The organism is Janthinobacterium psychrotolerans, assembly GCF_001677885.1.
Lineage (GTDB): Bacteria > Pseudomonadota > Gammaproteobacteria > Burkholderiales > Burkholderiaceae_D > Janthinobacterium > Janthinobacterium psychrotolerans.
The window spans coordinates 338440-360147 of record NZ_LOCQ01000060.1 but is presented as its reverse complement, the minus strand read 5'-3'; the positions used below and the strand labels follow the sequence as shown (position 1 = coordinate 360147).

The following is a 21708-nucleotide window of genomic DNA, read 5'->3' as shown; positions in this document are numbered from 1 at the left end:
GTTTGAGGTGCGCACAATTGAGGGCGAGAAAATTTTGAGTTTGCTTTACCGAGGTCAGATTCCGGTAGTGCAAGGATACGGCAGGACGTTGCCGCAAGCAGGTGTTGCGGCAACGCGGCAAGGCGAAAAATCAGGCAGCGGCCGGGTCCAGGTAGAACACGGCATAGACTTTCAATGGCGAGGTCTCGGTGGCTTTTTCGGAGCGCACCACCGAGCAGTCGTCGGCGGCCAGGCTGCGCCAGTTCTGGATGCCGGCCTTGGCGAACATGGCGTGGGCCGGGGCGTTGGCGGCCAGGTCCAGCACCAGGCAGGCGTTGCGCGGGCCGGCGCCGTAGTTGACGGCGCGGATCTCGATGCCGAAGGTGCTCATCCATGGCTCCCACAGGCCTTTTTCCTTGCCGGCGGCGATGCGATCGAGCATCTCGGCAAAGGTCAGCCCTTTCTTGACGGTATCGCGCAGTGCCTGCAGCGACGGCGCCAGGCGCGGGTCGGGCTGCTTGTTACCGGCGCGAATTTCGGCGATCGCTTTCAGTTCCTTGATGATGGCCGCGTCGCGTTCGGTGTAGTCGCGCATGCGCGCATAGAAGTCGGCGTCGAGGAAGGGATTGACGGTCAGCTTGGCAACGCCCTCTTCGCGGCGTTTCGGGGAAGGCGTGTTGGTTTTGGTCATGGCGATGAGGGCTAGGAAAACAGGGAGGGCCGCCAGTGTACCACCTTGCGGCCACACGCCGCCACCTCAAAGCCTGGGATCAAGATCGAGGCGCCGCCGTCGATTCGCGCACCACCAGTTCGGGTTTGAGGCGCACGTCGAGCACTGACGAATCGGGTGCGTCGATGGTTTGCAGGATCAGCCGCGCCGCTTCGGCGCCGATGCCGTGGTGGCGGATGCGGATGGTGGTCAGCGGCGGGCGGATCAGGTCCATATACGGCATGTCATTGTGGCCGACCACGGAAATGTCTTGCGGGCAGTTCAGGCCCAGCTCGCGGATGGCGTCGTAGCAGCCGATGGCGACCAGGTCGCTGCCGGTGACCACGGCGGTGGTCTGCGGCGACTGGCGCAGCAATTCGAGCAGGGCCGCCTTGCCGCATTCGCGCGAATAGCCGCTGCTTTCGAAGACAAAGGCCTGCGAGGCGTCGAGTTCGCTCGCCTCGATGGCCGCCAGAAAGCCCATGCGCCGCACATGGCCGGTGGACAGGTTTTCGGGACCGGCGATATGGGCGATATGGCGGTGGCCCAGCGCCAGCAAGTGGTTGACGGCCAGGCGCATGCCGACCACGTCGTCGCTGACCACGCAGGACGCGACGCCGTTTTCATCGCTGCGGTTGACGGTGACGACCGGCACGTTCTGGGCCTTGCACAGCTTGATGACGGGGTCGTCGCGCCGTGCCGTGGCAAGAATCAGGCCGTCCACCTGCTGGCCCAGCAGGCGGTTGATGACAAACAGCTGTTCTTCCTCGTCGGCGCCGACATTGGCGACGATGGCCAGGTAGCCATGCTTGCGCAGGCCTTCTTCGATGCCCAGCAAAATCGGCGGGAACACGGCATTGGTAATGTCGGGCAAGACCACGCCGATAATGCGCGACTTGCGCGTGACCAGGGTGGAGGCGGCGCGGTTCGGGCGGTAGCCGAGCCGGCTCGCTTCGGCCAGCACGCGCTTGGCGACCTCGGCGCTGACTTTTTGCCGCGTTTCGGGGTTCATCACGCGCGAGACGGTGGAAAAATGCACGCCGCTGGCCCGCGCAACGTCGCTTAAGGTGGGGTTCTTGTTTGTCATGGGCTTCCCGGATTGCAATGGCATGATTTTATCGCAGAAATGGCATGTCTCGTGGAAAACCGAGCAAACGCTTGCATTGACGTTTCCCCCTGATTCAAAGTGCTTTTCATGGAAATGTCACAAATGGAGGCTTGACAGCGTGCAAACGCTTGCATACCATGGCTCGGACTTACCACTCGGGCCTGCCTGGCCCTCCGAGAATTCTTATGTCTACTGCCCAAAGCAAGCACGCCGAACAGAACGGCGAAGCCTTCAACCTGAAAGAAGCCGCCCTCGCCTATCACGCCGAGCCGCGCGCCGGCAAGATTTCCGTCACCCCCACCAAACCGCTGGGCGACGCCCGCGCCCTGACCCTGGCGTATTCGCCGGGCGTGGCGTTTGCTTGCGAAGCCATCGTGGAAGATCCGCGTTCGGCCGGCATATACACCTCGCGCAGCAACCTGGTGGCCGTGATCACCAACGGCACCGCCGTGCTGGGCCTGGGCGATATCGGCCCGCTGGCCAGCAAACCGGTGATGGAAGGCAAGGCCTGCCTGTTCAAGCAGTTCGCCGATGTCGACGTGTTCGACATCGAACTGGCCGAGAACGACCCCGACCTGTTCATCGACACCGTGGTGCGCATGGAGCCGACCTTCGGCGGCATCAACCTGGAAGACATCAAGGCGCCGGACTGCTTTTATATCGAGCAGCAACTGCGCAAGCGCATGAACATCCCCGTCTTCCATGACGACCAGCACGGCACCGCCATCATCGTTGCCGCCGGCATCCTGAACGGCCTGGAACTGGTCGGCAAGGATATCGGCAACGTCAAGGTCGCCGTCTCGGGCGCCGGCGCGGCCTCGATCGCCTGCCTGGACCTGCTGGTCTCGCTGGGCCTGAACAAGTCGCTGCTGAAAGTGTGCGACAGCCAGGGCGTGATCTACCCGGGCCGCGACGCCAACATGGAAGAGAACAAGGCGCGCTACGCCAATGACACCAGCGACCGCGACCTGGCCGACGCCATGGTCGGCGCCGACATTTTCATTGGTGTGTCCAAAGGTGGCGTGGTCAGCGCGCAGATGGTCGAAGCGATGGCCGCCAGGCCCTTGATCTTCGCCCTGGCCAATCCGCATCCGGAAATCGCGCCGGAAAAAGTGCACGCCGTGCGCGACGACGCCATCGTCGCCACCGGCCGCTCGGATTACCCGAACCAGATCAACAACGTGCTGTGCTTCCCCTACATCTTCCGTGGCGCGCTCGACGTGGGCGCCACCACCATCAATGAAGAGATGAAGCTGGCCTGCGTGCGCGCCATCGCCGCGCTGGCCAAGGAGCCGCTGCCAGGCCACGAGAGCAGCGCCTTGAGCCCGCTGCAACTGATTCCGTCGCCATTCGACGAGCGCCTGCGCAGCTGGGTCGCGCCAGCCGTGTCCCAAGCGGCGATCGACAGCGGCGTGGCCACGCGCGCGCCGGCAAAATAAGCTGCTCTGACAGGGCGGCCAGCGGCCTGCCATGTCGGCATTGTGGCAGGTTACTATTGCTTACAAAAAAGAACCATGGTGCCCGCCATGGTTTTTTGCGTTCTGCCAGAGGGAAAACGTCAAATGGTAGCGCTTTGGCAAGCTGCGCACGCCGTTTCAACGCAGCGCTTTCGTCTACAATGGCGCCTCCCGTGTTGTTGTTACAGTAACCACCTTTTCACCCGGATGTCCAGGAACTTGCGATGCTGCGTTTAACTTCTGTCTGCGTTTTTCTTTTTTCAGCCTTGTCGGTGTCCGTTGACAGCGGCTATTCGTTCGGTGCGGTTGGATTGCTGCTGAGCAGTGCCTGCCTGTCGTGGAAACGTCCCCGGCTGGGATTGCAACGCCAGGACTGGACGCTGATCGCCGTGCTGCTGGCGTATTTCTCGGTGCTGGTCGCCAACATGGCGTATCACGGCGATCCGGGGCGCGAATTCGACATGCCGCTGCGCGCCCTGCTGGTGGTGCCGGTGCTGCTGCTGCTGCTGGCGTATCCGCCGCGGCCGGCAGCCTGGTGGGGCGGCGTGGCGGTGGGCGCGATCGCCGGCGCCGCGCTGGCGCTGTGGCAATTCACAATGCAGGACATGGTGCGCCCGCAAGGCTCGACCAGCAATGCCATTCATTACGGCAATGTCAGCATGCTGCTGGGCATGTTGTCGCTGGCCGGCCTGGAGTGGGCCAGGACCCAGCGGCGCGCCCTGGCCTGGTGCGCCTTGCTGCTGGCCGGCTGCCTGGCCGGCGTGTTCGGTTCCATCCTCAGCGGCAGCCGCGGCGGCTGGATCGCCTTGCCGGTGTGCGTGCTGATCATCGCCATGCACAATGCCCGCGCGCATGGCAAGCGCTACCTGGTCATCACCTTGTCAACCATGGCCTTGCTGATGGTCACTGCCTATTACGTGCCGCATTCGCCGATCCGCGAACGCGCCGCCATGGCCGTGACGGAAGTGGAAAAAATGAACGACCCCGCCAATGCCACCACCTCGATCGGCCAGCGCTTCGAAGCGTGGCACACGGCACTGCTGCTGTCGACCGAGCATCCCTTGCTGGGCATCGGGCGCAACGGTTACCTGGACGAGAAGAAGCAATGGGTCAGGGAGGGCAAGATGGGGCCCGACACCAGCGAAGCCACGAATGCCCACAACGACTATCTCGACGTGCTCGTCAAGCGCGGCGTGATCGGCCTGCTGGCGCTGTTCGGCCTGTTCCTGCTGCCCTTGTACCTGTTTGGCCGCGCGCTGCGCCATGGCGCGGCCACCGCCCACCCATATGCGCTGGGCGGCGTGGTGCTGTGCGTCTGCTATATCATCTTCGGCATGACCACCAGTTCGCTCACCCTGAATATCGGCATCATCATGCTGGTGTTTCCGATGGCCATGCAGTGGGCGCTGCTGCGCCATGCCCAGCGCGGCGCCTGATGAGTGGGGCGCATCGGCGCTTCCCCCATTGAGTGTGCGCACCGAGTCGTGGTATTGTCCCATCGGCAATACCGCCAGTTACAGCCATCGCATGACGCCAGCGGCATGGCTTGCCCGATTCACTCCATCACACCGCACCGCACCATGACCCCACTGATCCCCGCCGCACTGCTCGCCAAGTCGGACAAGATCCTCTTTGTCGCCCACCTGGCGCTGGGAGACTATACCTATATGCAGAACGGCTTTCGCGCCTTTGCCGCCGCCTACCCGCACCTGAAGATCCACCTGTGGATCGATGAAGTGCGGCGCACCGACGACGCGGCGCAATGGGAAAGCCTGCGCACCTATTCGCTGTATGACTGGGTCGAGCAATCGGGCCTGTTCGCCAAGGTCTACCGCAAGACCTACAGCCCGGCGCTGTACCAGGAAAGCGTGCGCGAGGCGCAGGCCGAACATTACCCGGTGGTGGTGTCGCTGGCGCATATCCGCCCGCAGCGCTACGCCCACCTGGCGCGCGACATCAGCCCGGACGGCCTGGTGATCGGCATGCGCAAGCGCGTGACCATCCTGCGGCCGATGCACTATTTTGCCTACCGCAAGCTCGACGCCCTGCTCACGCCCTACGCGGGCCAGGATGCGGGCGAACACCATATCAGCGCCGTCTATGCGGACTGGTTCCGCCAGCTGACGGGGCTGGAGATAGCCCTGGCCGACCGCTACCCCTATGTGCACCTGCCGGAAGAGGCCTTGCAACAGGCACGGCAGCAGCTGGCCGCCTGGGGCTTCGACCAGCGCCAGGGGCCGCTGGTGCTGCTCAACCCGTTTGCCAAGTCGCACAAGCGCGGCTGGCCCCTGGAGCGCATCAGCGAACTGATCAAGCGCATGCAGCAGCAGCCCAAATGGGCCGGCGCCTGTTTCCTGATCAACGCCATGCCGCATGACCTGGCCAAGGTCAACGCCGCCGTGGCCGCCGCCGGCCTGGCCCGCACGCACGCTTTCAGCGCGGTCGACAATTTCTTCCAGCTGCCGGCCATGCTGGCGCAATGCGACCTGATCATTTCGGTGGAGACGTCGATCATGCACCTGGCCAATGCCGTGCATGTGCCGGTGGTGGCGCTGATGCGCAAGAAGAACCCGGAATGGGCGCCATTCGACAGCGCCAACAGCACCGTGCTGACAGTGGCCAGACGCAACGACTGGGTCGATGCGATCACGGTCGAGCAAGTGTTGCAGGCGATACGGTAAAACCGCAGGATTAGCCGCTGCCCAGCATGCTGATGCGTACCAGGTCGGCCACATTGTCGACCGCCAGCTTGTCCATCAGGCGCGCCTTGTGCACTTCCACGGTCCGCACCGAGATGCCCAGCGCCGGGGCGATATCGCGGTTATGGCGGCCGGTCACCACCAGTTGCATCACTTCGCGTTCGCGCGGCGTCAGGGTGGCCAGGGCGTCCAGCCCTTCCTGCCGGCGCCGCAACTGGCCGCGCGTGGCCGCCTCGCGCGAAAACGCTTCCTCGATGGCCACCATCAGCTTGTCGTGGTCGAACGGCTTTTCCAGGAAATCGCTCGCCTGCGCCTTGAAGGCCTGGCGCGCCAGCGCCACGTCGCCGTGGCCGGTAACGATAATCACCGGCAGCAGGCAGCCCAGTTCCAGCAGCCGGCGCTGCAGCGAAAGGCCGTCCATGCCCGACATGCGGATATCGATCAGCACGCAACCGGCCCAGGCGCGCTGCCAGCCTTGCAAAAAATCCTCGGCGCAGGAAAACAGCGCGGTACGAAAGCCGCGCACGCCCAGCAGCAGGCCCAGCGCATCGCGCACGGCGGGATCGTCATCGACGATAAAGACGGTCAGGCTGCTGCTCATTGCTGCTCTCCGGGCGATGTCGCGGCGGCGCGCGCCAGCGGCAGGACAAAACGAAAAATACCGTGGCTGCCGACCTCGGCCCACAGCTGGCCGCCATGCGCCTCGACAATACTGCGGCTCAGCACCAGTCCCAGGCCCAGGCCACTGGCCTTGCTCGATACAAACGGCTCGAACAGGCGCGACGCCAGGCTGCTGGAAATGCCGGGTCCGCTGTCTTCCACCGACAGGCGCAGCCGGCCGCCATCGAGGCGCTCGGCGCGCAAGGTAATGCGGCGCCGGCCGCGCGGCTGGCCCAGTACCGCATCCTGGGCATTGGCCAGCAGGTTGCGCAGCACCAGTTCCAGTTGCAGCCGGTCGGCGTTGATGGCCAGCGGCTGCGGTGGCGCCAGCACCAGTTCGATGCCGTGTTCGTGAAACTGCGGCGTGAACTGGCGCGCAATGCCGGCGATCAGCGCGCTGGCCTCGACCACTTCAAGCTGCATCGCGCCGGTACGGAAAAAGTCGCGCAGGCGGCGCACCACTTCGGCCGCGCGGCCCGATTCGACGATCATGTGGCCGATGGCGTTTTGCAGCAGCGGGCCGCTTTCGCCGCGTTCCAGCAGGTATTCGCAGGCCTTGCCATAGGTCGACAGCGCCGTCAGCGGCTGGTTCAGTTCGTGCGCCAGGGCGGCCGCCATTTCACCGGCGGCGGCCAGGCGCATCGTGTGCTTGAGTTCATGCGACACCTGGCGCACTTCGTCGACCACGATGCCGATAAAAAAGCCCACCAGCGCCAGCATGGCGTCGAGCAATTGCAATTCATAAAACTGGATATGTACCGCATGCGACCATTTCACAAGGGTAATGATGCACAGCTGCAAGGCAAACACGGCCAGCACGGCGCCCTGCAGGCCCTGGCGCGAGGCGGCCCAGATCACCGGCAGGAACAGGAAATAGAAATGCTTGTAGTCGCAGCGCAGGATGGAGCCGAACACGCTCCACAGCACGAAGCCACCCAGCGCCAGGTAAGCCAGGGTTTCCCAGCGCCAGACAGCGTTGCGCAGGCGTTCTCGGCCACGCTCGCTGACCAGCACCCAGATCAGCGGCATCGATACCAGCATGCCCACCGTGTCGCCGACGCCGAAGCGCAGCAGCGCCGTCGCCCATTCGCCGTCCGGGATGCGCCCCGTCAGCGACAGCAGCGACATGTAGCCGACGGCATTGAACAGGGTGCCGGCCATGACGATGGCGGCCCAGGTCAGCAAGCGGCGCCGGTTGTCGAACATATTGCTGCTGCTGAAACGGCGGCGCAGCGCCGCGCCGATGGCGCCATAGCCAAGCACCAGCCAGGCCGAACAGAGCAGGGTCAGGGACAGGCCGGCCGGCATGCCGCGCACCAGCACTTCGGCGCTCATCAGGGCGACAAACCAGGGCAGCGCCGCCTTGCGGCCGTGGATCAGCCAGAACACCAGGCCCAGCGCGGGATCGGGATTCCAGGGCGTGATGTTCAGGCCATACATCGGATCGATGTAGGTGGCCCAGTCAAACAGCAGGTACAGGCCGACAAAGGCGGGATACTGCAGATAGCGGGACAGGGATGGACGCATGACGGTGTTTTTTAACGTTCCGCATTATGCATCGGGATGGCGTGCAGCGCCATAAAATGTTGCATTTCAAGCATAAACAATGCATCTTGTGCAATTCATGCCGGCCTTGCGGCCAGTGGCAGGCACACTTCCACCAGCAAGCCCTGGCCGCCGTCAGCCTGGTGCAGCGCAATGCTGCCGCCATGCCGCGCCACCACCGTGGCCACGATGGACAAGCCCAGACCGCTACCAGGCTGGTTTTGCTGGGGGGCACGAAAGAAACGGTCGAACACCCGCCCATGCAGGGCGGTGGGAATGCCCGGCCCCTGGTCGGCCACATGCAGCACCGCCTGCCCGCCCTGCGCATGCAGCGACACCGTCACGCTGGCGCCGCGCGGACTGTACTTGATGGCGTTTTCGACCAGGTTGTCGATCAGCGACACCAGGCTCTCGCGCTGGCCCGGCACGCACAAGGGCACGGCGGCCTGCAATTCGAGTTCGATGCCGTTCGCCTGGGCCAGGCCGGACAGGGCCGCCAGCCGGTCTTGCAACAAAGCATCGAGTGCCTGCGAAGTGGCTTGCTGGCCCGCTTCGGCCTGGACTTCGCTGCGCGTGAGCTGCAGCAACTGCCCCACCAGGCGCGCCGCACGGCTGTTGCTGTTCAGGATGCCGTCGAGCAGTTCCTGCTGGCGCGGATCGTGCGCCTGCCGCTGCAGGGCCTCGACATTGATGCGCATCGCCGCCAGCGGCGTGCGCAACTCGTGCGTGGCGTCGGCGATAAAGCTGCGTTCGCGCGCGGCGCTGGTGTCGACCCGCTGCAGCAAGGCGTTGATGCTGTCGACCAGCGACGCCAGTTCGCCATGCGGCGGCTTGAAAACCAGCGGGCGCAGGTCGCGCGGACCGCGCGCCGATACTTCCTGCGCCACCTTGCGCCAAGGCCGCATGGCCAGGCGGATCGACAGCCAGGCCGGCAACAGCAGGAATGGCAGGCCGATCAACAAGGGCAGCAGATAATAGCCGCGCGAATTGATGGTGATGAAAAACTGCCACGGCCCAGCCGCTTCCAGGATGGTGACGCGCGTGGCGCCCTCGACCACGGTGCGCGTACGCCACACCTGGCCCTTGATGTCGAGCATTTCGGCGTCGACCGGACCGGCGCTGCGGATGCCTGCCGGCGCATCGACCGAGCGGTAAATCAGCTGGCCGTCGCGCCAGACCAGGGTGCGCGGCGCCAGCTCGGGCATGTCGCCCGATGCAAAGTCTTCGCGCAGCGCCTCGTCCATCGCGCGCAGGCTGTCATGCTGGCGCTGCGGCTGGTCGGCCAGGTTGTCGGCCACGGTGGCGATCGCGCGCAGCACGCCATGGCTGATGCTGCTGTCTTCGTCGGTGCCGTCGATCATCACGAAAGCCACCGCCAGGCTCCACACCACGCTCAGCATCAGCGCCTGCGCCAGCATCAGGCGGCGTACCAGGGTCGGCCGGCTGATCATCTGCCAGCAGCGCCGCAACAGCTCGCTTGCCGGCGTCATGGCGCCTCGCCCTGCTGGTCGATTACATAGCCGACCCCGCGCACGGTGCGGATATAGCCCTCGCCTATCTTGCGGCGCAAGTTACCCATATGCACGTCGAGCGTATTGCTGGCATTGGCCAGGCCGCCGGGCAGGATATGCTCTTCCAGCACGCGGCGCGTGATGACGCGGTTGGCGCGCATCAGCAAGGTTTTCAGCAAGGCGTATTCGCTGGCCGTCAGTTCCACCGGGCGCCCCTGCACGCTGACCCTGCGCGTGGGCACCTGCAGCAGCAGGCCGCGCAGCTCGATGGTGTCGCCGTCAAAGCCGTAGCTGCGGCGCGCCAGCGCGCGCACGCGCGACAGCAGCTCGGCCAGCACGAACGGTTTCACCAGGTAATCGTCGGCGCCGCCGTCGAGGCCGCGCAAGCGTTGCTCGACAGTATCACGCGCGCTGAGGATCAGTACCGGCAGGCGCGCCGCGCGCAGCCGGGCCAGCAGATCGAGGCCGTCGCCATCGGGCAGGCCCAGGTCCAGCAGCACCAGTTCGCAGCTGTCGTGCTCGATGCTGCGCGCCGCATCGTCAAGGGTGCGCACCCACACCACCTGCATGCCCTGGTCGCGCAAGGCGATGCGCACACCATTGCCCAGGTCCATGTCGTCTTCAATCAGCAATATTTTCATGCTGCGTATTAAACCACCGCAAGCTGAAGAACAGGTAAAGAAAGGCGGTTCATGCAATCTTCATGCAATCCTCAGGCAAGGCTTAGCTTTACTTCGAGGCAATGTTACATACTAAACACTGTCAATCGAGCCATACGGGACTCGGTTCTCCACCTGAAGGAAACACCATGCAATCATCCACCCTGCTGGCCATGGCCGGCCTGCTGTGCCTGCCCCTGTCCGCGCTGGCGGCCGACGATAGTGCCGGCAATACCAGCGGCAACGTACTGACCGTCGGCGCCGGCGTCGCCGCCGGCAGCCCCTACGCGGGCGACGACAGGACAAAGGCCATGCCCATCGTCGTGCTCGACTACAACATGGCAAACGGCTTTTTTGCCAGCACCATGCGCGGCCTCGGCTATGGCGGCCAGGCCGGCCCGCTCAGCTACAGCGCCGCGCTGGGCTACCGTGGCGAGCGGGCCGACCACCAGCGCAGCGGCTTGCGCGGCCTGGCCGGCAGCGACTATCTGAAGGGCATGGGCAAGGTCGAAAGCAATGCCAGCGCCTTGCTGAACCTCGGCTATTCGCCCGTGCCCGGCGTGCAGCTGAGCGTGGCCAGCGATATCCCGCTCAACCACCGCGAGAACGGCGCCACCGTGCAGCTGGGCGCCAGCGGCCAGGTCTACAGCCGCAACGACAGCCGGGGCGTGCCGCAGGACAGCGTCAGCCTGGGCGTGCAAACGAGCTGGGGCGAAAAGAAATACCTGCAGACCATGTATGGCGTGACACAGGCCCAGGCGGCCAGGACGGCATTTCGCCAGTACACACCCAAGGGCGGCTTTTATGAAGCGCAGGCCAGCGTCAGCTGGGAACACCGCATCGACGCGCACTGGGGCGTCAATACGGTGCTGGGCGTGGAACGGCGCCTGGGCGACGCCGCCAAAAGCCCCATCGTGCAGCGCAGGAATGCGCCGATCGGTGCTATTTACGCCACCTACCGCTACTGAAAATCTCTTTTTATAAGGGAAACCCGTACGCCATTTCGCCAATTTACAGCGGTCATGGCGCTGGCTAAGATGGGGTCGTTTTCCTGACAACGGCCCCCATCCATGCAAGCTGCACATCCTGTTTTCCCACGCCATGCGCATGGCGGCGAGCGCGGCGGCGAGCGGGCAACGAGTACGGCTCGGGCGCCAGGCACGGAGCAGGCGGCGACTTTGCAACTGCTGCTGCCGGTCAAGCGCGTCAGCGATATCGTCTACGGCGCGCGCTACGCCAGGCGCTTGCGCGAATGGGGCATCGAAGTCCATGTCAACCTGCTGCATGTGACGCCGCCGCTGGCGCAGCATGCCGACGGCACCGTCCACCAGGTCGACAGCGGCGCAGCCGCCGCGCAACTGATGTGCGAAGCGGGCCTGTACCTGAGCCGCTCGGGTCTTTCGTTCAGCACCCATATTTTCTCCGGTGAACGCCTGTTTACCATCCTCGATACGGCCGAACTGCTGGGCTGCCATGAAATCGTCTTGCCGGCGCTCAAAACCAGCCCCTGGCAGCGTCACTTTGCCGACCGCCTGGCGCACAAGCTGGCGCGTGCCACGCGCAGCGCCACCGTGCTGCTGGCCGACGCCGATGGCTTCGGCGTCCCGGCCGTGGCCTGACACTTTCCTGCCGTTCTCTACCCTTTACCCACGGACTGTCCATGACACCAGCAATTACCCTCTATGCCGGCCTGACCAATATGCCGCCCGGACTGGCGCGCCTGCGCGAGCTGCTCAAGCTGAAACTGCGGGCCAGCCTGCAGCGGCGCGAGACGCGCGTCTGGCTGCAACTGCTCAATTCCCATCCCGTGTTCCCGGAATTGCTGCGGGCCTATCCACGCATGATGCACAAGGTGTACCGCCACTACCTGAGCAAAACCCTGTCCTGCAGTCAGCGCGTGGCCTTGCTGGTGGACCATTACCGCTTTATCCTGCAACAGGGCTGGGGCAAGCTGATGGTGGACGCGGCCCACCAGCCGGTGCTGCTGGGATCGGTTCCGGGCAAGTCCGGCGAGCTGTACCACCTGCATCTGACGTCGCTGTCGCGCATGGACCGCGAAGGCGAAATGGTGCTGCAACTGGTGCACGGCGGCGAGATGCTGTATGCGGTGGTGTTTACCTTTTTCGGCTGCCGCACGCGCGCACCGATGGAATTGGGCGTACGCATCGGCTGTCTGCAAGGCCCCAAGGGCGAGGAAAGCTTGCGCCGCGTGCGCGAGGCCACGCGCGACCTGCACGGCATGCGCCCCAAGTTCCTGATGCTGCGACTGGTGCGCCAGCTGGCCTGGGAACACGGCTGCCGCAACATGATTTTGGTCGGCAATGACAATCGCACGGTGCACCATTCGGCAAAGAAATATGGCCGCCTGATGGCCGACTACGACAGTGTCTGGCAAGAACTGGGCGCCCGGCAGCGCGGCGATGGCGATTTCGACCTGCCATGCGAAAACCTGCCACCGCTGATGCTTGAAGAGATCGCCTCGAAAAAGCGCTCGGAGGCGCGCAAGCGCCATGAACTGACCGTGGCCATGAGCGCCAGCCTGTGTAGCGGCCTCGACAACCACAGCGTAGCGTCTGCCCTGCCCGGCGTCGCCCCCGCCGCCAACGATTCTCTGCACCAACTCGCGCCGGCCGCCGCCGTCGCCTGAGTCCCTTCCCCGGCCAGCCCGGCGCCCCGCCCCCGCGCCCAGCAACGCCACCAGCTTCGCCCACAGGCCACCGTGCCCGCCGCAGCACGCAGACAAAAAGCATGCTCCCTGCATTCCTGTTACGCTAACAATATCGGCTGGCACGCAGGTGCGCCGTTTTTCCCCAACGCTTACAAGGAGGCAGTTATGCGCGTCGATATCTACCGTCGAGCCGAACACGATGGCATTTTTTCCTATCTCGCCGTACCGGAAGGAAAGATCATTCCCGAAGAAGTCACGAGCACCGACTGGCAACTGGAAACCCGGGCCAGCGAAGTCGCCGACGATGCCCAGGCTTTGCCCGACTACCATATCGAACATCCGCTGCAGCAGATCGCCGCCAAGGGCTACGCGATCACCAGCCTCAAGGACATGTAAAGTTTCGCTGTAGAAAAAAGCCAGGCCTGCGGCCTGGCTTTTTTTCGTCCAAGGCTCAAGAGCGCCTCAGTATTCCACTTCCACTTCCTTCGCCCCCAGCTCCCGCACCAGCGCCGTCTGCAATTCGTCCGATGGCGCGACCCGCCACTCGTCGCCAAACTGCAGCACGCAACTGACGCCTTGCGGGCTGACCTTGGCGGCGATCGGCAGGCCGTCCTGGGTACGGTACGGCGTCAGGACGTCGCGGATGCGGCGCGCGTCGAGCGTGGTCGGCAGGCTCAAGCCCAGCTGGCGGCCATATTGCACGCGCGCCGAGATAATGTCGAAAGCGCTCTCGGCCATGATGCGCAAGCCGCCCGAAAAACGGTCTTCCGACACCTTGCCCACCACCGCCAGGAACTCATCTTCCTTGAAGATCTTCTTGTTCTGCTCAAACAATTCGCTGTACACCGTCACCTCCACCGTGGCGCTCTTGTCGTCCAGCGTGACAATGACGATCTTGCCGCGCTGCGTCATCTGCGTGCGCAGTCCCGTGATGACGCCGGCCATCATGCGCGGCTCGCGCGACGGCGACAGGTCCGACAATTTGGTGCGGGCAAAGCGGCGCGCTTCGGGCGCGTAGGAATCGAACAGGTGGCCGGACAAATAGAAGCCCAGTGCGATCTTTTCTTCCGTCAGGCGCTGCTTGTCGGTCCACGGCTGCGCCTTGACGTACTCGGGCGGCGCCACCATGTCGCTGTCGTCGCCACCGAACAGGCTGACCTGGTTGGCCGCCTTCGCGGCCTGGTCGGCGCATTCCATGGCGAACGCCACCGAGGCGAGCAGAATGGCGCGGTCGACCTTCAGGCAGTCGAAGGCGCCGCTGCGGATCAGGGACTCGATGGTGCGGCGGTTGATCTGCTTTTTATCGACCCGCTTGCAGAAATCGAACAGGCTGGTAAACGGCCCGCCGGCCGTGCGCGCGGCGATGATCGCCTCGATCGCATTCTGGCCCGAGCCTTTCACGGCGCCCAGGCCATAGCGGATCTGCGTGACCTTCTTGCCGCTCACCGACGGCGCTTCGCCGCTCGGCGTAAAACGGTAATCGGATTCATTGATATCGGGCGGCAACAAGGTCAGCTTGCAGATGTCCAGCGAGTCTTCCACCAGGATCTTGATCTTGTCGGTGTCGTCCATCGCCAGCGACAAGTTGGCGGCCATGAAGGCGGCCGTATGGTGCGCCTTCAGGTAAGCCGTGTGGTAGGACAGCAAGGCGTAGGCGGCGGCGTGCGATTTGTTGAAACCGTAGCCGGCGAACTTTTCCATCAAGTCGAAGATCTCGTCGGCTTTTTCGGCCGTCAAGCCGTCTTTCGCCGCACCGGCGCGGAAGATCTCGCGGTGCTCGGCCATCTCCTCGGCCTTCTTTTTACCCATCGCGCGGCGCAACATGTCGGCGCCGCCCAGCGAGTAGCCGCCGACGATCTGCGCCATCTGCATCACCTGCTCCTGGTACACCATGATGCCGTAGGTTTCGGACAGAATCGATTCGGTGCGCGGATCGGGATAGTCGAAGCGCTCGCCGTGCTTGCGCTTGCAGAAGTCGGGAATCAGGTCCATCGGACCCGGACGATACAGGGCGACGAGCGCGATAATGTCTTCGAAACGGTCGGGACGCGCGTCTTTCAGCATGCCCTGCATGCCGCGCGACTCGAGCTGGAACACGGCCACGGTCTTGGCCTTGGTCAGCAAATCGTAGGACGGCTTGTCGTTCAGCGGCAAGGTCGCCAGGTCGAAGTTGGCCTGGGCCGGATCGAGCTGCTTGATATAGCGCACCGCGCGGTCAAGAATGGTCAACGTGGTCAGGCCCAGAAAATCGAACTTGACCAGGCCGACGGCCTCGACGTCATCCTTGTCGTACTGCGACACCACGCCCGAGTCGCCGCCCTGCGTGTACAGCGGGCAGAAGTCGGTCAGTTTTCCAGGGGCAATGAGCACGCCGCCGGCGTGCATGCCGATATTGCGCGTGATGCCCTCGACCTGCTGGGCCAGCTCCAGCAGCTGCTTGACCTCTTCCTCGTTTTCCTGGCGCTCCTTGAGCAGTGGTTCCTCTTCGATGGCGTCGGCGATGCTGACCGGTTTGCCCGGCTTGAACGGAATCAATTTCGAGATGCCGTCGCAGAAGTTATAGCCGAAGTCCATCACGCGGCCGACGTCGCGGATCGCGCCCTTGGCCGCCATGGTACCGAAGGTGGCGATCTGCGAGACCGCCTCCTTGCCGTACAAGTCCTTGACGTGCTGGATGACGCGGTCGCGCCCTTCCTGGCAAAAGTCGATATCGAAGTCGGGCATCGAGACGCGTTCGGGATTCAGGAAGCGTTCGAACAGCAGGTTGTACTGCAATGGGTCGAGGTCGGTAATCAACAGCGAATAGGCGACCAGGGAACCGGCGCCCGAACCGCGGCCAGGGCCCACCGGCACGCCGTTTTCCTTGGCCCATTGAATGAACTCGGCCACGATCAGAAAGTAGCCGGGGAACTTCATGTTGCAGATGGTATCGGTCTCGAATTTCAGCCGCGCCTCGTAGCGCGGGCGTTCCTTCTCGCGCCGCTCTTCGTTCGGATACAGCTGCAGCAGGCGCTTTTCCAGGCCCGCCTGCGATTCGGCGACCAAAAATTCGTCGATCGTCATGCCTGGCGGCGTGGGGAAATTCGGCAGTTGCGGCTTGCCCAGGGTTAGGGTCAGGTTGCAGCGCTTGGCGATCTCGACCGAGTTGGCCAGCGCGGCCGGCAGGTCGGCGAACAGTTCGGCCATTTCGGCCTGCGACATGAAGCGCTGGCTGTCGTTGAAGCGTTTCACGCGCTTGGCGTTGGCCAGCATCTCGCCTTCGGCGATACAGGTACGTGCTTCGTGGGCAATGAATTCTTCGGGCGAAATGAACTGCACCGGATGCGTGGCCACCACCGGCAAGCCCAGCTTGGACGCCAGCGCCACCGCATGGCGCACCTGCGCTTCCTGGTTGGCCTGGCCGCCGCGCTGGATTTCGATATAAAAATGGCCAGGAAAAATCTCGGCCCAGCGCTGGGCGTTGCGTTCCGCCAACGCCAGGTTGCCGTTTTCAATCGCGATGCCGACGTCGCCAAAATGCGCGCCCGACAACACGATCAGGCCGTTGGCCGCGCTTTCACCCGGGTATAAGTCATACGTATTGCTGGCCAGCGCCTGCAGCCATTCGATGCGCACTTCGGCGCGGCCCTTGTACTGATTGGTCAGCCAGGCGGTCGACAGCAGTTCGCACAGCTGCAGATAGCCCATGCGATTTTTTGCCAGCAGCAGCAGGCGCGACGGCTTTTCACGGTTGTCGTCGTTGCTAATCCACACATCGACGCCGATCACGGGCTTGATGCCCTTGCCGCGCGCGGCCTTGTAGAACTTCACCATGCCGAACAGGTTCGACAGGTCGGTGACGGCCAGCGCCGCCTGCTTGTCCCTGGCGGCGGCGCCCACCATGTCGTCGATACGCACCAGGCCGTCGACGATCGAGTACTCCGAGTGCACGCGCAAATGGACAAATCCGGGGCCTCGCGCGGCCGGACGCGACACTGCCGCAGTAGCGGCCTCTTGCATTACCATTTCCATCTTTGTGTACCCATCGTGCAAAATTCAATGGGGTCTATTCTACCGCGTCGCGGCCATCGGCCGGGTATCGTGGCTGGCCCGGCGGGCTTATAATATCGGCTGTTCAGTTCAAGCCGATCGCCATCATGCACGCCACACCAGTCGCTCCAACCGCCGCCAGCCCGCTGGCCGCCACGCCCGCTGTCACTTTTGTCAATATCGCAGCGTATAAATTCATCACGCTCGACAACACGGAAGCCATGCGCCCCTTGTACCAGGAGCAATGCCTGGCGCTGTCGCTGAAGGGCACCATCCTGCTGACACCGGAAGGCATCAATATGTTCCTGTCAGGCACGCGCGAGCATATCGACACGTTTCTCGCCTGGGTGCGCAGCGACGCACGGCTGGCGGACCTGGAGTGGAAGGAAAGCTTGTCGAACGAACAATCGCACAAGCGCATGCTGGTGAAACTGAAAAAAGAAATCATCACCATGCGCATGCCCCTGATCAAGCCGGAACTGGGCCGCGCGCCGTCGGTCGACGCGCACACGCTCAAGCGCTGGCTCGATGCCGGCGTCGACGACGCGGGCAAACCGGTGGTGATGATGGAAACGCGCAACGCGTTCGAAGTGGACGTCGGCACCTTCAACAACACCCTGGACTACCGTATCGACAAGTTCACGCAATTCCCGGCGGTGGCCGCCGCGCACAAGGAGGAGCTCGAAGGCAAGACCGTGGTGACCTTCTGCACCGGCGGCATCCGCTGCGAAAAAGCCGCCATCCACATGAAGGAAATCGGCTACGACAGCGTGTACCAGTTAGACGGCGGCATTTTGAAGTATTTCGAGGAGGTGGGCGGCGAGCACTACACGGGCGACTGCTTCGTGTTCGACTACCGCACTGCCCTCAACCCGAAGCTCGAACCGACCGAAACGGTGCAGTGTTTCGTGTGCCGCGCCGTCGTCACGCCGCGCCAGCAACTGGCGCCCGAGTATGTGTACGAGGTGTCTTGCCCGCATTGCCACGGCAAGGCCTGAGTCTGTCGGCCTCAGCGCGGCGGCCAGGCGTACGAGAAATCCTCGTCGTAGGCCGTCAGGTTGGGATTGTAGGCGGGATCGTTTTGCAGTTGCGCGCCCCAGCGCTGCTGCATAAAAGCAATTTCCGCTGAAAAACGCGCCAGCTTTTCGGGCGCATGGTCGTCGCCGCGCGTCGCCGATTCGTGATGGACCATCTCGGCGTAGGGGGTCCAGACATTGCGGTAGCCGGCGGCGCGTACCTTCAGGCAGAAATCGATATCATTGAAGGCGACGGCCAATTGCTCCTCCATGCCGCCCACCTGCTCGAACACGTCACGCCGCACGACCAGGCAAGCGGCGGTGACGGCGCTGAACGACTGGTGCAGCAGCGCACGGCCAAAATAGCCGGCATGGCCGCGCTGCACATGGCGGTGCGCATGGCTGGCCACGCCGCCCACGCCCAGGATGCAGCCGGCATGCTGCAGCCGCCCGTCGGGATACCACAGGCGCGCGCCGACGCAGCCGATCTCGTCGCGGATGGCAAATGAGACCATTTCCTCGAGCCAGTCCGGCGTGAGGATTTCAATATCGTTATTCATCAGGCACAAGATGCTGCCGCGCGCCATTGCTGCCGCGCGATTGTTCAGCGCGGAAAAATTGAACGGCCTGTCGTCGCGAAGCACCCGCACACGTTCTGGCGGCAGGCGCGCAAACAGCTGCCGCGTCGCCTCTTCGGTACTGCCGTTATCGACGATGATCACCTCGAAACTGGCGTAGCTGCTGCGCGCAAACAGGGAGTCGAGGCACATGCCCAGCAAATCGGCGCGGTCGCGCGTGGGGATCAGGATGCTGACCAGCGGCAATGGTGACGGCCGCGTAAAGCGCACCCGGTTCATGCTCGGCACTTCCGGCGCCGCCAGCACCTCGGCCGCGACACCCTTGCGCGCCAGATGTTCCCTGACCGCCCGGCGTCCGGCTTCGGCGGCATAATTCTTTTCACCGGCGTCCAGCGCCGTGCTGCCGCTGATGGCACGCCAGTGATACAGCACCTTGGGTATATGCACCACCTGCTGCGGCGCCAGCTGTTCGATCACGCGCAGCGCCAAGTCGTGATCCTGGGCGCCGTTGAAGCCTTCGCGAAAGCCGCCCAGCTCCTGCACCAGCGCAGTACGGTACACGCCCAGATGGCACACCATGTTTTGCGCCAGCAGCAGTTCAGGATTGAGGTCGGGCTTGAAATTCGGATCGAAGCGGCGGTTCGCCGCATCGACCTTGTCCTCGTCGGAATACACCAGGCCCACGTCGGGCTGCCGGTTAATGGCCTCGGCGATCCACCACAGCGCATGTTCGGCCAGCAGGTCGTCGTGATCGAACAGGGCGACAAATTCGCCGCGCGCCAGCGCCAGCGCCGAATTGGTGGACGCGGCGATATGGCCATTGCGCGCGCGATAGACGACCCGGATGCGGCTGTCCTGGCTGCGGTAGCGCTCCAGCAACTCGCGCACGCCGGGATTGGTCGACGCATCGTCGGCGATGCACAGTTCCCAGTGCGGGTAAATCTGGGCCCGCACCGACTCGATTGCCTGCTCCAGAAAGGCCAGCGGCGGATCAAACACCGGCAACACCACCGAGATCAGCGGCTGCAGCGCAAAACCCTGCAGGCCGGCGCGCAAGCGCGTGCGCTGCGCATCATCGAGCGTGCCATAACGGCGCACCCATTCGGCATAGTCATTGCGGCCCGATTGCGCGGCGCTGGCCACCTTGCCAAAGCCGAGCCGCACACCGGCCAGTCCCTCGCGCCGGTACAGCCGATACGCCTTGCGCGCGACACCGGCCACGCCGCCGCCACGCTGCAATGCCAGGCGCAGCACGGCGGCGGCGCGCGCCGGATGGCGCAGCCAGGACAGGAAGCGGCCTGGCTGGCGGCGCGCAGGCGGAACGGTTTGCTGTGGTGTTTTTCTGCACATGATGATGGGTGTAAAAGGAAGGCCAGGCGCGCTAGCGGAACGACCAGCGCTTGTGTCCGAGGTAGCTGGTAAAGACCGGCACGACCACGCCGACCGCATGCGCGATCTCCCTGACCCAGCTTGTCACGCCCATGGCCGGCAGCACGTAGTAGGCCAGCGCCATGCTGATGGCCCAGGTTTGCGCGACCGCCACCAGGTTGACCAGGGCAAAGAACAAGGCGGAGCGCCCCATCGATTGCGCGCTGTCCTTGAACACAAACAGCTTTGCCAGGACAAACGCCGTCACCATGCCCGTCAGGTAGGCCAGGATGACGGCGCCGGAAAACGGCAGCCACTGGTTATAGACGATGCGGGAGCCAAAATTGACGGCCGCGGCGGTGCCGCCGGTCACCAGGAAGACGACAAACTGGCGCGAGACAAAGTGCCGTATCATGCGGCCGCATCTTTCGCCATCTGGCGGCCAAAGCCGATGCTTTCGGAAATGCCGCGGTCTTCCGGATAGTAATACGAGGTGTCGGCCACCCACAGGCCCTTGACCGGCAGGGACACCGGCGGCAGGCGCGACAGGTAGCCAGGCTCGCAGATGGGCTGGGCATGGCGGTAGCGGCTGGCGCGCATGTCGATGAAGTCGGCGTCGCCGAGGGCCGGATTGATCTTCTTGAAGTAGCGGCGCACCTTGTCGAGGAAAGCCTGGTCCGGTTCCGCAAACTTGGGATGCTCTCCCGGCATGTAGAACGGCACATAGACGATATGCTCGTCCATCGGGCGCAGATTGGAATACTCGACCAGCCCGGGAATATCCATCTCGGGATCATTGGTGTTGAGCCAGAAATTGTCGGTCAGGCGCTGGCGCAGCTTGACGATCACACATACCACCGCGATGTTGTTCAATGCGCGAAATTGCGACAGCACCTGCTCCGGCAAATCCGGCATCAGACGCGGCACATACGGCAAGGGTACCGTGCTGATCACCTTGTCAAACGCTTCGAAGCAGCCGGCCACTTCCACGCCGCGCACCTGGCCATTCTCGATCACCACCTTGCCGACCGGCGAACTGAGGCGCACCTCGCCGCCATGGCGTTCGATATCGCCATGCATGCCGTGCAGCAGCGTGGCCGAACCGCCGTCGAGATAGCCGAGCTTTTCCTTGAACAGGCTGTAGCGCGAGCGGCCGATGCGGCGGATGCGGCTCCAGATCCAGGCGGCCGACAGGTTGTCCGAGTAGTCATAGAATTTGTAGTCGAACAGGCGCCGCCACAGCACTTCGTAGGCTTCCTTGCCGACCCAGCGGCGTATCCAGGCCACCGCATCGACGTCGTCCAGCGGCTTCCAGTCGTCGCGCTTGGTCGACAAAAAGGCATGCAGTCCATAGCGGAACTTGGCCACGAAACCGAGTCCCTTGAATTTCAGCAGCGCCACCGGATTGCCCCATTCCTGCAGCCGGTCCTGGTACCAGTAGCCCATCCGGGTGGCGACCCAATGCATCTTGTCCTGCAAGCCCAGTTCATCGAGCACCGTCAGGAAGGCATGGTCCGAGATCGCGTGAAAATGATAATAGCGTTCGATCGACAGGCCGGAAAAATCGAAGGCGGCCGTCATGCCGCCGACCCGGTCGTCCGCCTCGAAGACCACCGGCGTGTGGCCGTCACGCGCCAGCTGATACGCCACGGCCAGCCCCATCGGCCCGGCGCCGAGTACTGCAATACGTTGCCCCATCTTGATACCCCACTATGTAAATTG

The 21708-nt window shown here is 63.8% G+C and carries 17 protein-coding genes and 1 pseudogene; 8 read left to right on the top strand and 10 right to left on the bottom strand.

All coding sequences use genetic code 11. The annotated features are described in order from the left end of the window. Positions 1-130: 130 nt before the first annotated feature. Positions 131-670: a hypothetical protein gene (locus ASR47_RS21785; protein ID WP_065309874.1), complete on the bottom strand. Its 540-nt coding sequence runs from the start codon at positions 668-670 to the stop codon at positions 131-133. Between the two features lie 79 nt (positions 671-749). After that, entirely contained in the window at positions 750-1775 is a 1026-nt protein-coding gene (locus ASR47_RS21780; RefSeq protein WP_065309873.1) for a LacI family DNA-binding transcriptional regulator, read from the bottom strand. 206 nt (positions 1776-1981) lie between these two features. Between ASR47_RS21780 and ASR47_RS21775 the strand changes: the two are divergent. The 3 genes and pseudogenes from ASR47_RS21775 to ASR47_RS21765 all read left to right on the top strand — a co-directional run. Continuing rightward, positions 1982-3220, top strand: a pseudogene (locus ASR47_RS21775) (malic enzyme-like NAD(P)-binding protein); the annotation flags it as partial. Between the two features lie 305 nt (positions 3221-3525). Further along, entirely contained in the window at positions 3526-4689 is a 1164-nt protein-coding gene (locus tag ASR47_RS21770; protein WP_171899011.1) for an O-antigen ligase family protein, read from the top strand. 144 nt (positions 4690-4833) lie between these two features. Continuing rightward, positions 4834-5934: a glycosyltransferase family 9 protein gene (locus tag ASR47_RS21765; RefSeq protein WP_082989086.1), complete on the top strand. Its 1101-nt coding sequence runs from the start codon at positions 4834-4836 to the stop codon at positions 5932-5934. Between the two features lie 10 nt (positions 5935-5944). Here ASR47_RS21765 and ASR47_RS21760 read toward each other — a convergent pair whose 3' ends face one another. The 4 genes from ASR47_RS21760 to ASR47_RS21745 form a co-directional block, all read right to left on the bottom strand. Continuing rightward, entirely contained in the window at positions 5945-6553 is a 609-nt protein-coding gene (locus ASR47_RS21760) for a response regulator transcription factor (protein ID WP_065309869.1), read from the bottom strand. After that, positions 6550-8139, bottom strand: coding sequence for an ATP-binding protein (locus ASR47_RS21755; protein WP_065309868.1), 1590 nt, complete (start codon positions 8137-8139; stop codon positions 6550-6552). Before ASR47_RS21755 ends, ASR47_RS21760 begins: the two co-directional genes overlap by 4 nt. 95 nt (positions 8140-8234) lie before the next feature. Next, positions 8235-9647, bottom strand: a complete 1413-nt coding sequence (locus ASR47_RS21750) for a sensor histidine kinase (RefSeq protein ID WP_065309867.1) — start codon at positions 9645-9647, stop codon at positions 8235-8237. After that, on the bottom strand, positions 9644-10309 hold the full coding sequence (locus ASR47_RS21745) for a response regulator (protein ID WP_065309866.1): 666 nt from the start codon (positions 10307-10309) through the stop codon (positions 9644-9646). The genes ASR47_RS21750 and ASR47_RS21745 overlap by 4 nt, the downstream gene beginning before the upstream one ends. Positions 10310-10476: 167 nt before the next feature. Here ASR47_RS21745 and ASR47_RS21740 point away from each other — a divergent pair, with 167 nt between their 5' ends. The 4 genes from ASR47_RS21740 to ASR47_RS21725 all read left to right on the top strand — a co-directional run bounded on the left by ASR47_RS21740 (position 10477) and on the right by ASR47_RS21725 (position 13391). Further along, on the top strand, positions 10477-11295 hold the full coding sequence (locus ASR47_RS21740; RefSeq protein ID WP_065309865.1) for a MipA/OmpV family protein: 819 nt from the start codon (positions 10477-10479) through the stop codon (positions 11293-11295). 102 nt (positions 11296-11397) lie between these two features. Next, complete coding sequence (locus tag ASR47_RS21735; protein WP_150127915.1) at positions 11398-11946, top strand: universal stress protein; 549 nt, start codon at positions 11398-11400, stop codon at positions 11944-11946. A 41-nt stretch (positions 11947-11987) separates the two neighbouring features. Beyond that, positions 11988-12974: a DUF535 family protein gene (locus ASR47_RS21730; protein ID WP_065309863.1), complete on the top strand. Its 987-nt coding sequence runs from the start codon at positions 11988-11990 to the stop codon at positions 12972-12974. A 186-nt stretch (positions 12975-13160) separates the two neighbouring features. Then, positions 13161-13391 (top strand): DUF6139 family protein, encoded by a 231-nt coding sequence (locus tag ASR47_RS21725; protein WP_065309862.1) that lies wholly within the window; start codon positions 13161-13163, stop codon positions 13389-13391. Positions 13392-13457: 66 nt separating this feature from the next. Here ASR47_RS21725 and dnaE read toward each other — a convergent pair whose 3' ends face one another. Further along, on the bottom strand, positions 13458-17006 hold the full coding sequence (dnaE, locus tag ASR47_RS21720; RefSeq protein WP_065309861.1) for a DNA polymerase III subunit alpha: 3549 nt from the start codon (positions 17004-17006) through the stop codon (positions 13458-13460). A gap of 125 nt (positions 17007-17131) precedes the next feature. On the opposite strand from dnaE, the gene ASR47_RS21715 reads away from it, so the two are divergent. Continuing rightward, positions 17132-18022, top strand: a complete 891-nt coding sequence (locus ASR47_RS21715) for a sulfurtransferase (protein WP_150127913.1) — start codon at positions 17132-17134, stop codon at positions 18020-18022. 11 nt (positions 18023-18033) lie between these two features. Here ASR47_RS21715 and ASR47_RS21710 read toward each other — a convergent pair whose 3' ends face one another. The 3 genes from ASR47_RS21710 to ASR47_RS21700 are packed head-to-tail and all read right to left on the bottom strand — an operon-like array spanning position 18034 to position 21684. Next, positions 18034-19968 (bottom strand): glycosyltransferase family 2 protein, encoded by a 1935-nt coding sequence (locus ASR47_RS21710; protein WP_065309860.1) that lies wholly within the window; start codon positions 19966-19968, stop codon positions 18034-18036. A gap of 31 nt (positions 19969-19999) precedes the next feature. Then, positions 20000-20401: a GtrA family protein gene (locus tag ASR47_RS21705; protein WP_065309859.1), complete on the bottom strand. Its 402-nt coding sequence runs from the start codon at positions 20399-20401 to the stop codon at positions 20000-20002. Beyond that, entirely contained in the window at positions 20398-21684 is a 1287-nt protein-coding gene (locus tag ASR47_RS21700) for an NAD(P)/FAD-dependent oxidoreductase (protein ID WP_065309858.1), read from the bottom strand. Before ASR47_RS21700 ends, ASR47_RS21705 begins: the two co-directional genes overlap by 4 nt. Positions 21685-21708: the final 24 nt, after the last annotated feature.

Excerpts from the sequence above, each read along its gene's own strand:
- ASR47_RS21785 (WP_065309874.1), bottom strand. The coding sequence starts at position 670 with ATGACCAAAACCAACACGCCTTCCCCGAAACGCCGCGAAGAGGGCGTT.
- ASR47_RS21780 (WP_065309873.1), bottom strand. The coding sequence starts at position 1,775 with ATGACAAACAAGAACCCCACCTTAAGCGACGTTGCGCGGGCCAGCGGC.
- ASR47_RS21765 (WP_082989086.1), top strand. The coding sequence starts at position 4,834 with ATGACCCCACTGATCCCCGCCGCACTGCTCGCCAAGTCGGACAAGATC.
- ASR47_RS21760 (WP_065309869.1), bottom strand. The coding sequence starts at position 6,553 with ATGAGCAGCAGCCTGACCGTCTTTATCGTCGATGACGATCCCGCCGTG.
- ASR47_RS21755 (WP_065309868.1), bottom strand. The coding sequence starts at position 8,139 with ATGCGTCCATCCCTGTCCCGCTATCTGCAGTATCCCGCCTTTGTCGGC.
- ASR47_RS21750 (WP_065309867.1), bottom strand. The coding sequence starts at position 9,647 with ATGACGCCGGCAAGCGAGCTGTTGCGGCGCTGCTGGCAGATGATCAGC.
- ASR47_RS21745 (WP_065309866.1), bottom strand. The coding sequence starts at position 10,309 with ATGAAAATATTGCTGATTGAAGACGACATGGACCTGGGCAATGGTGTG.
- ASR47_RS21740 (WP_065309865.1), top strand. The coding sequence starts at position 10,477 with ATGCAATCATCCACCCTGCTGGCCATGGCCGGCCTGCTGTGCCTGCCC.
- ASR47_RS21735 (WP_150127915.1), top strand. The coding sequence starts at position 11,398 with ATGCAAGCTGCACATCCTGTTTTCCCACGCCATGCGCATGGCGGCGAG.
- ASR47_RS21730 (WP_065309863.1), top strand. The coding sequence starts at position 11,988 with ATGACACCAGCAATTACCCTCTATGCCGGCCTGACCAATATGCCGCCC.
- ASR47_RS21725 (WP_065309862.1), top strand. The coding sequence starts at position 13,161 with ATGCGCGTCGATATCTACCGTCGAGCCGAACACGATGGCATTTTTTCC.
- dnaE (WP_065309861.1), bottom strand. The coding sequence starts at position 17,006 with ATGGAAATGGTAATGCAAGAGGCCGCTACTGCGGCAGTGTCGCGTCCG.
- ASR47_RS21715 (WP_150127913.1), top strand. The coding sequence starts at position 17,132 with ATGCACGCCACACCAGTCGCTCCAACCGCCGCCAGCCCGCTGGCCGCC.
- ASR47_RS21710 (WP_065309860.1), bottom strand. The coding sequence starts at position 19,968 with ATGTGCAGAAAAACACCACAGCAAACCGTTCCGCCTGCGCGCCGCCAG.
- ASR47_RS21705 (WP_065309859.1), bottom strand. The coding sequence starts at position 20,401 with ATGATACGGCACTTTGTCTCGCGCCAGTTTGTCGTCTTCCTGGTGACC.
- ASR47_RS21700 (WP_065309858.1), bottom strand. The coding sequence starts at position 21,684 with ATGGGGCAACGTATTGCAGTACTCGGCGCCGGGCCGATGGGGCTGGCC.